Below are 16,336 nucleotides of genomic sequence, written 5' to 3' on the forward strand. Positions count from 1 at the left end.
CAAAGTCTGGAGAAATATTGATTTTCAGTTCATCGTTATCAATAGTGAAAGCTGTGTTATCAGTGTCTCCCTCACCTGATACTAATTTATAACTAAAGGTATCTCCTGCATCGGGGTCGATAGTTGAAAATTTGCCAACCACAGTATTTGCTGGTACATTTTCGTCGATGTTGTTGTTGTCAAGTTCGATATCGGTGGGTGTTTCGTTCACATCGTTAACATTAATAGTGAACTCCTCTTCATAAGTTTCTTCTCCATCGGTAGCCTGAACTCGGATATCATAACTAGACTGAGTTTCAAAGTCTGGAGAAATATTGATTTTTAGGTCATTATCATCAATAGTGAAAGCTGTATTGTCTGTATCGCCCTCACCAGATACTAATGTGTAAGTAAAATCTCCATTGTCAGGGTCGGTAGTAGCCAATGTACCGACTACAGTGTTATCTGCCTCGTTTTCATCAATATTGTCATTAGTGAGTGTAATATCAATATCAATGGGAGTAATGTTTAATGCAGATAGAGCATTTAAACGACCACCTGTTAGGGTTTTTCCAGCTAGTGCTGAAATCGGATCGGTACTCTCAAGAATGATTTCCTTAACCTCTTGATAACTCAAGTTTGGATTTTCGGCTAACACTAAAGCTGCAACTCCTGATACATGAGGAGTTGCCATAGAAGTACCATTGTATGAAGCATAACCTCCTCCTGGTATAGTGCTATAAATACTTGAACCAGGCGCACCTAAATCTACTGATGTTGCTCCGATATTGGAGAAATAAGATAAATTATCGTTGTGGTCTGTAGAAGCAACTGAAATAATATTGTCTAAGTCATAGCTAGCTGGGTAACTTGGAAATATATCATTATTATTGCCATAATCATTACCTGCTGCTGCAATAAATAAAGAACCTGCTGCACCTGCTGCTGCAATCGCATCATACAATGCTTGAGAATAGCCTCCTCCTCCCCAACTGTTATTGGTTAAGTCTGCTCCCATCATTGTTGCATATTCTATTGCCAGAATGGCGTCGGATGTATAGCCAGAGCCACGATCATTTAGGAACTTGAGCGCCATCAAATCAACATTCCAATTCACCCCTGTTATTCCTATGTCATTGTCACCCTTTGCTCCAATAGTTCCCGCAACGTGAGTCCCGTGACCATTACCATCAAATGGATCGTTGTCATCATAGGCAAAGTCATAACCATACACATCGTCTACATAGCCATTGCCGTCGTCATCAATGTTGTTATCTGGGATTTCACCAGGATTAGTCCACATATTGTTAACCAAGTCTGGGTGAGTGTAGTCGATACCTGTATCAATGACTCCCACTACTACATCGTTACTTCCAGTTTGAATATCCCAAGCTTCTGGCGCATCAATATCAGCATCAGAAGTTCCTCCGCTTTGTCCAGTGTTATTCAGTCCCCATAATTGATCAAAACTAGGGTCGTTGGGAACTGTGGAATCAACGGTAATAACATAGTTGGGTTCTATGTATTCTAGTAGACGGTTGTCTTCATTCTCACGAATGAAATCTTCTACATCCCCCGAAATAGTCCACAACTCAATACCTAGCTCTGTGTTGATTGTATTGATTCTGGTTACTCCAAGTTTATTTTGGAGTCGGTTGAGAGAACGAACCCTAGCATTTTCAAGAGGTTTAACGATTACCTGTCCTGATGCAAAGGTAGTTTCCAGCTCTAAGTCGAAGACACCACTATAGGTTCCCATTACTTCTGTTTGTAAAGCAGGTGGAACGTTAACTTTACCTGTATTTACTTCTAAATCCCAATTACCACCTTTAACTGCTGCCCCTGTACGAGACTTAGAAGCAGCAATATTTGCTCCTGTCAGATTTTGCAATTTACCGATAAACTCTTCGCCTGCATCCCCTGAAGCTACATGACAACCATAAAGCAGAAGGTTCTCAATATCCCAGTTTTGGAGTTGAGGTATGTAATGTTTAAGGGTATCCAAACTCAATTCCGTATTGCCCAGGTACAGACAACCAGGGGCACCGTGGGAGATAATATGAACTGTTTTTTGTCCAGGATATTGTTGTAAAATTTGGTCTATTTGTTGGATACCATCGTTAGCAGTATTGATAATAAAAGGTCTAGCTTCCGCAACCACACCATCAAACAACTGTTGATAGTGGTTTACTCCAGAATCAATAAAAACTAGAATAGGATTTGTGGTGGGGTTTTTCATGTTCTACTTCCAAATTGTTGTTTATCTTTTCCTTGTATGAATACATAATGACGTTGTACAATCAGGAAAATTTTGAAAAAAAACAATTGGAATATGTCAGGAAAAATTTAAGCACTGTAGACCAAAATTGTTGGCCTCAGTATTTTCCCTGAATACTGTTTTCAAGAAATCTCAGTATTTACCCCTTCTTTTTTCTTCGTTCTTTCTTCTTTTTCATTACTTCTTTCTTCTTCGTTGATTTTGATATTATTTTTGATCAATTTACTCTTTAACTGATATCTAACGGTAGCGTAAATTGCTTTATAAGAAACATTGACATTGCATTCTTCTTGCAACCATGTTTGAATTTCTCCATAACTTTCAAAACTGTTATCAGGATCATTTAGTCGTTTTTCTAATTGAGCGCGCGCTTCTGCTGGAATGGCTGGTTTGCGCCCTCCATTCTGTTTGACTTGCAATAATCCTTGAATTCCTTCTCGGCGATATTGTTTCAACCACCGTTGCACTGTGATCCGATTCACTGCTAAAATAACTGCTAATTCTGTAACAGTTCCTACTTGACCAATTTTTAATAAGTACAATGCTTGAATCTTCTGAAAACCACTGGCGGTTTTTTGATGATTTAATAACTTTTTCAGCTCTAAAGCTGTTTCTGTGATTTCTATTTTATATACGCCAGCCATATTTATTTTCCTTGATACTATTTTTTTGCATTAGGAAATCAAATTCCGTAGGGGCGGGTTTTACAAGTGAGTTAAAGGTTTTCACATTGATTTAGATAAACTCCCCCTACATAATCTGGGGGCGGGTTTATCTAAATCTTAGATTAGCCATCCAAATTTCTGCTCAAACCTGCCCCTACATAATCTGGGGGCGGGTTTATCTAAATCTTAGATTAGCCATCCAAATTTCTGCTCAAACCCGCTCCTACATAATCTGGGGGCGGGTTTATCTAAAATCTTAGATTAGCCATCCAAATTTCTGCTCAAACCCGCCCTTACATAACTATAATTAAGAATTTCCACTTCCTAAAATATACAAACTTAACAATGTTCCACTATTCCATAAACTGTGCAAAAACATAGAAGATAAAAGATTACGAGACCTGCTATAAACTACTCCTAAAATTATTCCTAAAACTGCTAAAGGTAACACTTCAGAAATATTCAAATGAGCTACGGCAAACAAAAAACCACTGGCTATAATTGCTTTCCAAGTAGACATATATTTTGTCAAAGAAGGTAATAAAAATCCGCGAAACATAACCTCTTCAAAAACTGGTGCTGCAATCGAAGCAGTAATAAAAAATAGAGCTAAAGCTATACCATCTTGCCCATTTAAAGCAATAGGTAAAATCGGATTACTACCACCTTGACCTTGCCATAATTGTTGATTAATTAGAGATATTAAAATTACCATTGGCAGAGCTACAAAATAACCACCTAAACCCCAGAAAAACCAACCTCCTCGTAAGTCAAATTTAAACCAACCTTCTGGTAAGGGAAAAAATGATTTTATTGATAAATACAATACTAATAAACCACCGAGAGAAAACAAAATATAAGCACCAAGAATATATCCTGCCTGCACTCGAACTCCCATAATTGCAGGTTGCCAATTTGTGAAACTTTTAAAAATTTCTAATCCTAAAGGAACAATAATTTGTCCGACTAAGAAAAAACCCACAATAAATACTTGTAGAATTGTTTCACCATCCCAAGTTACTTCCCAAGTTGAATCGGCATTTTTTAATAATAAAGATTCTTTACCAGAAATTAACGATTGCACTCCTAAAAATATTAGTAATCCTACTCCGAATACTAATCCTATTCCTGGAACACCAGCCACAATAGCTAACTTTAATACTGCTTGTTCAGCTATTCCTTGTTCCTGGTTTTGTAGTTCAGTTAATTCTGCTTTCCTTTCTTGTAATTTATATAATTCTTTTAATGCCCGAAAACGAAACCATCCATCTAAATTTTGTTTTATTAAAGATTCTGCATTAGGCAAAATTTTAGCTGGCTTATCCCAAATTTCTGTTAAAACTTTTGCTGTTTCTTCTAAAGATTGATTTACTGTTTCTGTCTCAATTAAATTTTGCCAACTTTGCCTAGCTGCATCTATTTGATTTTTTTGTACTTGCAAAATCCCAATATTAATATCAAATTCATTAATTAGACTTTTTAATTCGTTGATATTTTGATTTAATTGTTGAGTTTGTGCTGTTGTCGGATTATCTGAAGATAAAACTTGTAATTCCTTCTCTTGTTTTTCTAATTGTTTTTGAGCAGCAGATCGAGCATCTTGGTATTGTATTAAACCAGTTTGATAAGAGTCATTCCCAATCAAAGCTTCGCTAGCTACATTAAAATTTTTACTATCTAAATCTTCAGGTTCCCATTCCCCAGCGTGCAATAATAAATTTGTCTGATATAACTCCAGACGACCTTGAATTTGTGGTTGACTTACACTACTAATTAAAGAAAAGCCAAGAAAAGTGATCGCTAAAATAGTTAGAATACTTAAAATTATTTTTTTGATTTTCATTAAATTTTTCCCACATTAAATACTATTCAAATTACTGTAGTGTAGCGTGAAATAATTCTCTTTTTAGGGAACAGGGAATAGGCAATAGGCAACAGGTGGGAGTTACAGTTTTTTTACTTACTTTTTGATTTGTTACAACCTATTTTAGGATGGCTATATACTAAACAATCACTTTTGACTTTTGACTTTTGACTTTTGACTTGAAAAACTTCTTCCTTCTAGTGTAAAATTCTCTTTGTTCCAAAATTCCCAACCAACCATCTAAATTATCAATGAGTACCCGTGTAATTCTTGTGCGCCATGGCCAAAGTACCTTTAATGTAGAAAGTCGTATCCAAGGTCGTCTTGATGCTTCAGTTCTGACAGAGAGAGGCCAAAATACTGCTCGTCAAGTAGGTGCAGCTCTGCAAAACTTAAAATTTGACGCTATTTACAGTAGTCCCCTACAGAGAGCAAAACAAACAGCAGAAATTATTCACTCCTGTTTAGACTCTCCTCCCAAACTCGAAATCCAAGAAAACTTAAGAGAAATTGATCTACCTTTGTGGGAAGGAATGTTGCGTGACGAAGTAATAGAGAAATATCCAGAAAATTATAAATTCTGGAAAAGCCATCCCCACGAATTTTATATGGAAATTTCAACACCAGAGGGTAAAACTAAACATTATCCTGTATTATCTCTATTTAAGCAAGCAAATCAATTTTGGTCAGAGGTTTTGACCACCCATATTGGTAAGACCATTCTTGTTGTGGCGCATAACGCTATTAATCGGTGTCTTATATCCAGAGCTTTGGGAATAGAACCATGTTATTACCAATCCATTCAACAGTCTAATTGTGGCATTAATATATTGAATTTTACTCCTCCTTATCCCACTTTTTCTGAAGAACAAGAACCAAGAGGAACTGTACAATTAGAATCAATGAATCTGACTACTCAGATTGGTGAAAAATTTCCCAAACCGAGAAGAAACCATCAAGGTCCCCGGTTATTACTCGTGCGTCATGGCGAGACTAACTGGAACCGAGATGGTAAATTTCAGGGACAAATTGATGTACCACTTAATGATAATGGTCGGGCACAAGCTGGTCAAGCTGCGGAGTTTCTCAAGGATGTACATCTAGATTTTGCGGTGAGTAGTTCGATGTTACGTCCGAAAGAAACAGCAGAGATTATTTTGCAGGATCACCCAGATGTAGAGTTAAAATTATATGATGGTTTATGGGAAATTAGTCATGGTCTCTGGGAAGGAAAATTTGAGTCAGAAATTGAAGACGGTTTTCCTGGGATGTTGCAGCAGTGGAAAGAATTTCCAGCAACAGTACAAATGCCAGAGGGAGAAAATTTACAGCAAGTTTGGGAAAGAGCGATGGTTACTTGGAATGAGATTGTGAGGTCTGTTTCTGGTGTTGGTATTGTAGTTGCCCATGATGCTATTAATAAGGCTATTCTTTGTCAATTATTTGGTTTGGAACCGGAACATTTCTGGAATTTTAAGCAGGGGAATGGAGCAGTGAGTGTTATTGATTATCCTCAAGGTCCAGATGGACTTCCGGTATTGGAGGCGATGAATATTACTTCTCATTTGTCTGGGGGGATTTTGGATACAACTGCTGCTGGAGCATTGTAGGGGTTTGGTCTCCAAACCCAAGTAGTGGATTGTTTTTAGACAAGGAAGACAAGGGAGACAAGGAGGACAAGGAGGACAAGGGAGACAAGGAAGATAAGGTAGCAAATCTAATACACTGTTTTAGATGAAATAGTCCAGTAGGGTGCGTTCATGAAATGTAACGCACCGAATATTATATTTTCGTACTGGCGCTTTTGACTTCATCGGTGCGTTACGCTCTCCTAACACACCCTACTAGACTTTTGATTTATTATTTCTGACTTTTGATTTCATGACTGCGTTAGACGGTTAAAATTTAGAGTGTGAAAATAATTTAACAATCCGTCCTAACGCACCATTTTAAATATGTTGGTCTACTACTGGTCAAAGGTCTGTTACTACTGAACTACTTCATTATGCTTTGCAGATACTAAAATGGGGTTGATATTTTCCTATATCATAGGATGAAGAGAATAATATAATGATTTTCGAAAGCCACTATCTTCTTATGTTTCTGCTTGTGATGAGTAGTGTTCCTAATCTCATAATACATAACCCTGCTAGCGCTCAAACAATTCATCGTTGCGAAGAATATAGAAGAACCAACGTAGGTACATATTATGACGTGATGCCAAATATTCCGGGTTCTTCTGGAGGGTTCTTTAATCCTGGAATATCGTTGGCAACCTGTCATGTTCCAGTTATCGGTAGAAAATGTTTTTACTGGGAATCAAGTGAAGAACAATGGCGCCCTTGTGGTCAAGATTATCAACATTTAGACCCTAATGATCCCGATAACATTGCAGTGGAGTTATGATGGTGGAGCAGTGGAGCACAATGGAAAAAAATATCATGCATTTATCCCTAAAGCAAAATTTTACTTTGATTGACAATTATGAAAAAATCCAGGCTTAGGTTGGGTTGAGGAACGAAACCCAACATTAGCAAGGTTTGGTTCGGTTTCACTATCGTACTGCTACGCACCAAGCAAGCTACTACCCAACCTACATTCTTCTGACTTCTATAATAATGAACAGCAAACTACTTCAACAAGTCCGAATATTAGACCCTGTTTCCAATACAAACCAAGTTTCTGATGTTTTAATCATTGATGGAAACATCGCAGCAGTTGAGAAAAATATTTCTGAGTTCCCTACTAAAACAAATATTCAAGATTGTCAGGGATTAATTTTAGGTCCTGGTTTGGTAGACTTATATTGTCATAGCGGGGAACCAGGTTTTGAGGAACGGGAAACTATAGAATCTCTAATCCAAGCTGCTAGAGCTGGAGGTTTTACCAGATTAGCTATTTTGCCGAATACTTTTCCACCTGTGGATAATCTTGCTGGTTTGGCAAGATTACAAAATTTGGCAACTCAGGCAAATAATAATTCTGCTTTTCCTCTCATTTATTATTGGGGTGCTATTACCCAAGGTTTAAAAGGTCAGCAAATGACTGAGTTGGGAGAGTTAGCTGCAACGGCTATTGTCGGGTTTGCGGATGGTTTGCCTCTAGAAAATCTGGCTTTGTTACGGCGAGTTTTGGAATATTTGCAACCTCTGAATAAGTCTGTAGCTTTATTTTGCCATAATTCTGAGTTGGCGGGTAATGGGGTTGTCCGAGAAGGTTATGATTCTATTCGTTTGGGTTTGCCTGGGGTTCCGACTATGGCGGAAAGTTCTGCTATAGCTGCTGTGTTAGAGTTGGTAGATGATATTGGTACTCCGGTTCATATTATGCGAGTTTCTACTGCTCGGAGTGTGGAGTTGATTGAAAATGCTAAAAGTAGAGGTTTACCTATTACTGCTAGTACGACTTGGATTCACTTGTTATTGGATACTCAAGCTATAGATGGTAAGTCTCCTTTGGGTACTGAGTTTCTTCCTTATGACCCAAATTTACGTTTAAATCCTCCTCTAGGAAATTATAGCGATCGCTTGGCTTTAGTTCAAGGTATCAAGGATGGAGTTTTAGATGCTATTGCTATCGATCATTCTCCTTTTTCTTATGAGGAAAAAACTGTTGCTTTTTCTGAAGCACCCCCAGGAGCAATAGGATTAGAAATAGCATTACCTTTATTATGGCAGAATCTGGTCGAAACTGGAGAATTGTCAGCTTTAGATTTATGGAGAGTATTAAGTACAACTCCAAGCAAATGTTTAGGATTAAATCCTGGAGAAATAAAACCTCAACATTCAGCGGAAGTTATTTTATTTGCACCTCAAGAAACTTGGGTAGTAGAAAAGCAAACTTTGAAATCTCGTTCTTTTAATACACCTTGGTTGGGAAAACAAATTAAAGGACGCTTGATAATTATTAATTATTAATTAATTATTTATACAAACCCTATAACCCCTCGAGAAATCAGAAACCCAGTTTTTCCAAAAAACTGAGTTTCTACTTGAAAACTAATGACAAACGTTGAAAATTTTAATCATTATTAATTATTAATTATTTATATAATGGTTGTTCATCTATTGTCCCAATACTCTGAAGTGGCCAAAAGCGAAATATAGCTCGACCAATAATATTTTCATAAGGAACAAAACCCCAACATCTGCCGTCGTAACTGTGATCACGATTATCCCCCATAACCAAATAAGAATTAGGAGGCACTATCACAGGTTCAGAAAGAAACCTTCTATCTGGAGGACAAACATCTATTCTCGTTTTTTGATGATTAACCTTTCTGGCCTCAAGTGCTGCCGGGTCTAAATCTGAAGCAACATAAGTTTCTTCTACTACTTGATCATTTACATATACTCTTCCATCCTTTAATTCAACTCTATCTCCAGGCAATCCAACTATCCGTTTAATAAAAGCATCTTTATACTGAGTTTTAAGTGCATCAGTTGGATTAAAAACCACAATATCTCCTCTTGCTGGTTCCTTAAATTGATAACCTAATTTATCTATAATTAAACGGTCATTAATTTGTAATGTTGGTAACATCGAACCAGAAGGAATATAACGTGCTTCAGCCACAAATTGACGAATTCCTATAGCTAAAATCACACTCATTGCAATAGTCTTAATTGACTCAATCAAAGGATTTTCTTCATTTTGACTTTCTTGATCTTTTGATTTGTCTTCTTTATTCATCATTTATATTAATCAGAGAATTAATCTTGAAGTAGCAGTCAGCAATCAGCTATTAGTAGTCAGCTTTTTAAGGTTTATACCTGGGGACTTAAACTCTCAATTTTTTGGCTGATAGCTGAATGCTAAAAGCTAATAGCTAGTTAAATTATTGGTTTTGTTTAAGAGTTTTATTCCTGAAGGGTTCAGGATTTTTTTTGAGTATGCTATCTAAGTATTAAAAATAGCTTAAAATTTCAATCATCTAGTTTAATATTGTATAACTATATTCTTATGTTTTTGAGTTTATAGCCATAATTATGTCTATTTTATCAAACTGTCATTTTGTATAGCAATTCTAAATAGGTGATAAGATTTTATGGTAGGGGTTGGGTTTCCAAATCCCTTGGTGTTTGGGTTTGGTCTCCAAACCCCTACAGTTTTTTCTCACAAATGATTCAATATTGCTACATAAATTAAAAAACCAATTTTTATTATGTCTACTATATTAATTCGTCGTCCCCGTATCCTTCTACCCGATGGGGAATTTTTAGTTGGCGATGTTCTGACTAAAGGCCAAGAAATTATTCAGGTGGCTCCAGAAATCTCATTTTCTGAAGCTCCAGACAAAATCATAGATGCGGAAGGTTTAACTTTATTACCAGGAGTAATTGACCCCCAGGTACATTTTCGGGAACCTGGATTAGAACACAAGGAAGATTTATTTACTGCTAGTCGAGCTTGTGTGAAAGGTGGTATTACTTCTTTTCTGGAAATGCCTAATACTAAACCTTTGACTACTACTCAAGCTGCATTGGATGATAAGTTACAACGAGCAGCACAAAAATCTTTGGTTAATTTCGGTTTTTTTATTGGGGCAACGGCAGAAAATTTACCTGATTTATTAACAGCTAATCCTACTCCTGGAATTAAGATTTTTATGGGTTCTATGCACGGACCTTTATTGGTAGATACTGAGGAAAAGTTAGAGCCAATTTTTGCTAAGGGAAAAAGGTTAATTGCTGTTCATGCGGAAAATCAAGCGAGAATTGATGTTAGGAAAAAAGAGTTTGCTGGTATTTCTGACCCTGCTATTCATTCACAAATTCAGGATAATGAGGCTGCTTTATTAGCAACTAAAATGGCTTTGAAATTGTCGAAAAAATATCAGCGAAGATTACATATTTTACATACTTCAACTGGAGATGAAGCTGAATTATTACGTCAAGATAAACCGAGTTGGGTGACTGCTGAAGTTACGCCTCAACATTTGTTATTAAATACAAGTGCTTATGAAAAAATTGGTACTTTAGCTCAGATGAATCCTCCTTTAAAGTCTGGTTGGGATAATGATGTTTTATGGCAAGCTTTGTTGGATGGGGTGATTGATTTTATCGCGACGGATCATGCTCCTCATACTTTGGAAGAAAAGGGTAGGGGTTATCCGAATACTCCTTCGGGAATGCCTGGGGTGGAAACTTCTTTGCCTTTAATGTTGACTCAAGCTATGCAGGGAAGATGTTCTGTGGTTCAGGTTTCTAATTGGATGTCTACTGCTGTTGCTAAGGGTTATGGGATTCTGAAAAAGGGGGCGATCGCTCCTGGTTTTGATGCGGATTTAGTATTGGTTGATTTGGATAATTATCGCCCTGTTTTGAGGGAGGAATTGATGACTAAGTGTGGCTGGAGTCCTTTTGAGGGATGGAGTTTGACTGGTTGGCCGGTTGTTACTATTGTTGGAGGAAATGTTGTGTTTAATCGTGGTGAGTTTAATTCTGGGGTTACAGGTAAAGCTTTGGCATTTTCTGAAGCACCCTAATTAAATTTTCGCGACGATTTTTTTGAAGTTTGGCTTGACTTTTGTTTGACTCGGCTGGTATTATATAGATAATGGAAGTGGTTACAGCCTTAAAATTTTTGTCAATATTTCCATTATGAATATATTAGCTGTTAAGCGCAAGATTTGTCAACTACTTTTCCCTCTTTTTTTTCGGCGAAAATTTTTGAGGTTATATGAAACAAAAGTTAACAGGAATCATCGTAGATAGCTTTTCGGTAGAAGAGTGGATTAAAATATATACCTTAACATTTTCTGAAGCACCCTAATTAAATTTTCGCGGCGATTTTTTTGAAGTTTGGCTTGACTTTTGTTTGACTCGGCTGGTATTATATAGATAATGGAAGTGGTTACAGCCTTAAAATTTTTGTCAATATTTCCATTATGAGTATATTAGCTGTTAAGCGCAAGATTTGTCAACTACTTTTCCCTGTTATTGTTAATAGTAACAATACAATTTTTGTACCTATTGATAATCAGAATATATATAGCACTAAGAAGCAGCTAAAATCAGAGCAAAATATAATCTACAATTACCTGATGCTGTTCAAATAGCTGTAGCATTAGCAGCAGAGTGAGAAGAATTTTTAACATAATGATGTAGGATTTATAAGAGTAACAGAATTGACTATATTATTGCTAGATGAATTAGAAGTGTGAAAGTAAGTTTTGGTTGCTTGTAACCAACATGAAAATAAAGATATAAGGAATAACAGAAAACTCAGACAAGTTGTTTATTTATAAATGCAAATTTGGTTGCTCAACCAAAAATTGAAACAGCATTGGAACAGGAATCATAAAAGATAAAAATTCCTTATTTTTACCAGACAAGTTTTTGATTAAGTTTAAAATCATCAGGCAAGACTTTGAGATTATTACCTAATTTTAAAAGATAGTTTAAAAGATAGTTTTTTTTAATTTTTCCTATCTCCATGTATGGTTATAGTAAATATAAATTTTTTAGTGCTTTTATTAAAGTAGTTATATTTGTCAATTTTTTGACCGTTACTCCAAAAATTATTGCAGTTCCTGAGGTTGGGATAGATAGCTTGAAATACTTCCTTTAAAAGTTCAGAGCTAAATAATTCTAAAAATATAAAAATTGCTTGTCTTAAGTTAACTGAATAACAATGTGTTTCTGTATCATAATTGCAAAAACGTTTTTTTGTTCTATGATTAAGTCTATTCGACAATAACTAAGCGAAAAATTTAGGTAGTTATGCCTGATCTTTCCGTGAGGAGAAAAAAGAATATTGGGTATTTTCTTGCCTCCTTATTTCACGAGTTCGAGTTACTGATAACTGATAACTGATAACTGAAATGAGGTATATTTTCAGTATCATCAATTCCAGCAGTAAACCCACGAATCATATCCTAGTCTTCTCTAGGAGTTGTATTCTGTTAAAAAAATCTAGATAATTATAGGGATTTTCTTGTTACTTCAAAGGGATTTTCTTGTTACTTCAAATTGATTGTTTCTTAAACTTTGCCTAAAGTAAGCATATAAAGAAACAAGGCTTTTAAATGCTAGATAAAAAAGATTGATCAAAGAATAAAAAAAGAACCAATGTTTAGTAGATTATTTTTGGCTTTTTACTTGATAAACCCAGAATGGTTCTGTTATTAATAAGATTAAATTGATGAAGAAAATTATTGACCAATAATTTGACCAGTTCCAAATATTTGTTTGAATTGATATTACTAGAGATAATAGCAAAGTCTGTAAAATAATAAATTGCCCTATTTCTCTGATAGGTAAAAACATTAATAGACCTAATTTTTGTCTAAAAGATAGTTTTTTCTGATTATAAAACCAAATTTTTAGTGAATATTTCCAACTTACTTGTAACCAACCCTGAGACCATCTTGTTCTTTGTTTCCATAGTTCTTTAATATTAAAAGGAGCTTGCTCATAACTAATAATACTGGAATCAAAAGCGATTTTTTTACCTCTTAATAAAGCTCTAATACTCAAGTCAATATCTTCAGTCAATATCTTATGATTAAAAGATAATTCTTTTAATACTTCAGTTTTAAAGTAACCATTGGAACCACCAAAAATTGCTACATTCCACAACCTTTGTATAGCTTGATGATGAATATTGTAGATTTGATTAAATTCTATATTTAACAACATACTCATAGGAGAATTAATTAGAGGAATACAACTTCCTTGAACTATGTCATAATCTGTTTTTAGTTTCCATAAAGCCTTAGCAAAGTTTGTCTCTATAGGTCTATGATCTGCATCAAAAATGGCAGTATATTTTGTTTTTATTTTGTCTAAAATGTAGTTAATATTTTCTGCTTTAGATTTACTATTGGCAACTTTGACTGCTAGAATAGGCATCTCTTTTAGTTCAGCTTCTACAGGTAAATATTGAGGAGTATTGTAAGGTAAAATAATCTGTAAGTCTAAATTTAATGATAAAAAATATTTGATTGTATCAACGATTATATTTTGTTCTGCTGGTAAATAAGCAGGAATAATAACAGTAAAAGTTTCAAGTTTATTGATTTGTTTAGAAATAGGTTGAGGCAAAGCTAATAAGTGTTCAACTAATCTCATTATCGAAAAGAAGCAAATCAGTAATACAGTTAAAACTTAAGCAATATAATCAAGATAAATATTAATGAAGAAATATAATAACATTATACAGCAAAAGATTAGTATTAGAATAAACGAAAACCATATAATTGTTAACATTATTCTCAAGTACCTATTAGCTAAAATAATAATTTAACATATCTTCTATATATTGGTAATAGTAGTTGACTTTTGTGCTAAACATGAAAGTGTTAGTATTATGTAAATACAGCAGATTCTATTTTGGCGAGGTACACCCATAAAAGCAAGATGCACAGTTCCCGAAAAATCGCTAATATGCGAATATTTAATGATTAAATCTGTGCTTTATATAGTTGGAATCTGCTGTCTGTAAGTACTAATTGCTATATTTTTGTCTAAGATTGAAAAAAAGTCTGTATATAAAAAACTGTGGATAAGTCTGAGAGAGTGAACAGGTAATATTAAGTCTGTTAGTATCAGTGTAAAAAGAGTGTGGGAAGGGTGGGGAGGGTGGGGAGTTTGGGGAGATTTAGTAATTCTTAAAAACCAAAGATTTTTTTCTGACGAATTAAGCGGATTTGGATATAATTATTAATTATTGAACACCAGCATGAGCATTGCTTGTTACTGTATTAAAATATTAAACCTGTAATCATCCCAGCTAATAAGATAAAACCAATCCAAACATTTTGTTTAAATATTTGAGGATAAGGTTTTAAAATATCTTCTTGCTGTAATTTTCTATATTGAGTAAACCAAAAAATTGTAGCAATTCCTAGAGCTATCCAAAAGCCAATATGTAGCTTCATTTCTATTCCTAATAACCCTAATAAAACAGCAGTTAAAAAGAAAAATATTCCTACAGCATTAGTCACATATTCACCAAAAAATAGAGCGCTAGAATTAACTCCTAAAGTTCGGTCATCTTCGCGATCGCTCATGGCATAAACTGTATCAAAACCTAATGTCCAAACAATTGTTGCACCCCATAATATCCAGGTGGCAGTATCCAACTTGGCAACAGCAGCACTCCAACTAATTAATACGGCGAAACCCCAAGCAATAGATAATACTAATTGGGGTATTGAAAAAAACCGTTTGGCTAAAGGATAACAGATAATTACCGGAACTGCTGCTACAGATAGCCAAAAACTGAGGGGGTTGAGGTATAGAGCGATGACTCCCGCGCAAGCAAGGGCGATAATGGCAATAATAATACCTGTTTGAATAGTCAGTGCGCGGGAGGCAAGGGGGCGATCGCGAGTTCTTTCGACTTGTGGATCGATGTTTCTATCCCACAGATCGTTAATTACACAACCGGCAGCACTGGTAGCAAAGGTTCCGACTACTATTACTCCGACTAATGGTATGGGTGGCATGGCATGAGTAGCTAAAAATACTGCCCACAAGGCAGGAATCATTAAAATAAAACGTCCAGCAGGTTTATCCCATCTTAGAAGTTTGATGACTTTTGTTAAGGTTGATTGTGATTGAGTTGGATCAATTTGTGTCATGTTATTTATTAATTATTAGTTATTATCTTAGTCTAGTATAGTTATCATAAGAAATAATAGTAAAATGTTATTTTTAATTGTAAGCATTCAGCTATTAGCCGTCAGCTATTAGCAATAATAATCTATGTTTAAGGATAGGTTTTAAGTGAATATAGACTTTAGAGCTAACTTTTATAGTAAAATTTTTTGTTTCTAAATCAATAAAGCTTTTAGTGAGTGATAAAAACAATAGCTGATAGCTGATGGCTGACGGCTGAATGCTTACTTTATAATTAGCTAAATTCTTTGAAGAAATTTTTGTCAATTTCATAAACAGTTTTAGGTATTAAACCAAGTTCTAATTTTTCAAACATTAGAATTAATTTATTAGCATCTACTGATTATATGGGTGGTACTCCATCTCTAACAGTTTCTCTGCGAGCTTCACGAGTAAATGTTCCAGTTGTAATAAATATACCTTTATCTGCTCTCCCCATTATTGCTCCACGAAAATCACGAATTTCTGGCGCTCCTACCGAACCAATATAACGTTTACACTGAAATAAAACAAGAATATTTATTAATAAATTAATCTGTAATATTCCTTTGCTATCAATACCACCGTCTCTACTTCTAGCTGTAATTTATACTTGTTGAAATCCAGATTCTCGTAGTAGTCTTTGACAGAGATGTTCAAAACCTATTGGTGAAATATTTTTAATAGTTTCTAATAATTATTGACGATAATTTATGAAACTATTTTTGTTTGAGTCGGGAGCTGTAATATTATCTTCATCTGCATATGTTTCTAATTCTTTATTAATCGGATCGTTTATATTTTCTTGACGAAAGCTTTGTTGAATTTTCTGAAATATTTCCAGAAATTTTTTAGGTGTAATGTCTGAATTAATTCCAGCTTCTGTTAACTTCCAAATTCCTCAAAAAGAGGAATCAATATATCCAGCTTTAACTAAATAAAATGT

At 35.0% G+C, this 16,336-nt stretch carries 11 protein-coding genes; 4 read left to right on the forward strand and 7 right to left on the reverse strand.

All coding sequences use genetic code 11. The features are described from left to right. From VKJ25_RS21565 to VKJ25_RS21575, 3 genes are all read right to left on the reverse strand, one after another. The coding region (locus VKJ25_RS21565; protein ID WP_324238704.1) for a S8 family serine peptidase at positions 1-2,218 on the reverse strand (2,218 nt) is incomplete at its 3' end. 161 nt (positions 2,219-2,379) lie between these two features. Next, positions 2,380-2,901, reverse strand: a complete 522-nt coding sequence (locus VKJ25_RS21570; protein ID WP_324238705.1) for a helix-turn-helix domain-containing protein — start codon at positions 2,899-2,901, stop codon at positions 2,380-2,382. Positions 2,902-3,229: 328 nt separating this feature from the next. Beyond that, entirely contained in the window at positions 3,230-4,765 is a 1,536-nt protein-coding gene (locus VKJ25_RS21575; RefSeq protein WP_324238706.1) for a CPBP family glutamic-type intramembrane protease, read from the reverse strand. Between the two features lie 272 nt (positions 4,766-5,037). Between VKJ25_RS21575 and VKJ25_RS21580 the strand changes: the two genes are divergently transcribed. The 3 genes from VKJ25_RS21580 to VKJ25_RS21590 all read left to right on the forward strand — a co-directional run bounded on the left by VKJ25_RS21580 (position 5,038) and on the right by VKJ25_RS21590 (position 8,703). Further along, entirely contained in the window at positions 5,038-6,396 is a 1,359-nt protein-coding gene (locus VKJ25_RS21580) for a histidine phosphatase family protein (protein ID WP_324238707.1), read from the forward strand. Between the two features lie 487 nt (positions 6,397-6,883). Next, positions 6,884-7,192, forward strand: coding sequence for a hypothetical protein (locus tag VKJ25_RS21585; RefSeq protein WP_324238708.1), 309 nt, complete (start codon positions 6,884-6,886; stop codon positions 7,190-7,192). A 212-nt stretch (positions 7,193-7,404) separates the two neighbouring features. After that, positions 7,405-8,703, forward strand: a complete 1,299-nt coding sequence (locus VKJ25_RS21590) for a dihydroorotase (RefSeq protein ID WP_324238709.1) — start codon at positions 7,405-7,407, stop codon at positions 8,701-8,703. A gap of 124 nt (positions 8,704-8,827) precedes the next feature. Here VKJ25_RS21590 and lepB read toward each other — a convergent pair whose 3' ends face one another. Continuing rightward, a complete protein-coding gene (gene lepB, locus VKJ25_RS21595) occupies positions 8,828-9,478 on the reverse strand; it encodes a signal peptidase I (RefSeq protein WP_324238714.1) in 651 nt (216 codons plus the stop codon). 472 nt (positions 9,479-9,950) lie between these two features. Between lepB and VKJ25_RS21600 the strand changes: the two genes are divergently transcribed. Beyond that, complete coding sequence (locus VKJ25_RS21600; RefSeq protein ID WP_324238710.1) at positions 9,951-11,273, forward strand: dihydroorotase; 1,323 nt, start codon at positions 9,951-9,953, stop codon at positions 11,271-11,273. A 1,597-nt stretch (positions 11,274-12,870) separates the two neighbouring features. Here VKJ25_RS21600 and VKJ25_RS21605 read toward each other — a convergent pair. The 3 genes from VKJ25_RS21605 to VKJ25_RS24770 all read right to left on the reverse strand — a co-directional run bounded on the left by VKJ25_RS21605 (position 12,871) and on the right by VKJ25_RS24770 (position 15,997). Further along, complete coding sequence (locus tag VKJ25_RS21605) at positions 12,871-13,860, reverse strand: glycosyltransferase family 2 protein (protein ID WP_324238711.1); 990 nt, start codon at positions 13,858-13,860, stop codon at positions 12,871-12,873. Positions 13,861-14,492: 632 nt separating this feature from the next. Beyond that, positions 14,493-15,374, reverse strand: a complete 882-nt coding sequence (locus VKJ25_RS21610; RefSeq protein WP_324238712.1) for a 4-hydroxybenzoate solanesyltransferase — start codon at positions 15,372-15,374, stop codon at positions 14,493-14,495. A 380-nt stretch (positions 15,375-15,754) separates the two neighbouring features. Further along, positions 15,755-15,997: a restriction endonuclease gene (locus VKJ25_RS24770; protein WP_375340364.1), complete on the reverse strand. Its 243-nt coding sequence runs from the start codon at positions 15,995-15,997 to the stop codon at positions 15,755-15,757. Between the last annotated feature and the right edge of the window lie 339 nt (positions 15,998-16,336).

This window comes from Okeania sp. (genome assembly GCF_035285525.1).
Lineage (GTDB): Bacteria > Cyanobacteriota > Cyanobacteriia > Cyanobacteriales > Microcoleaceae > Trichodesmium.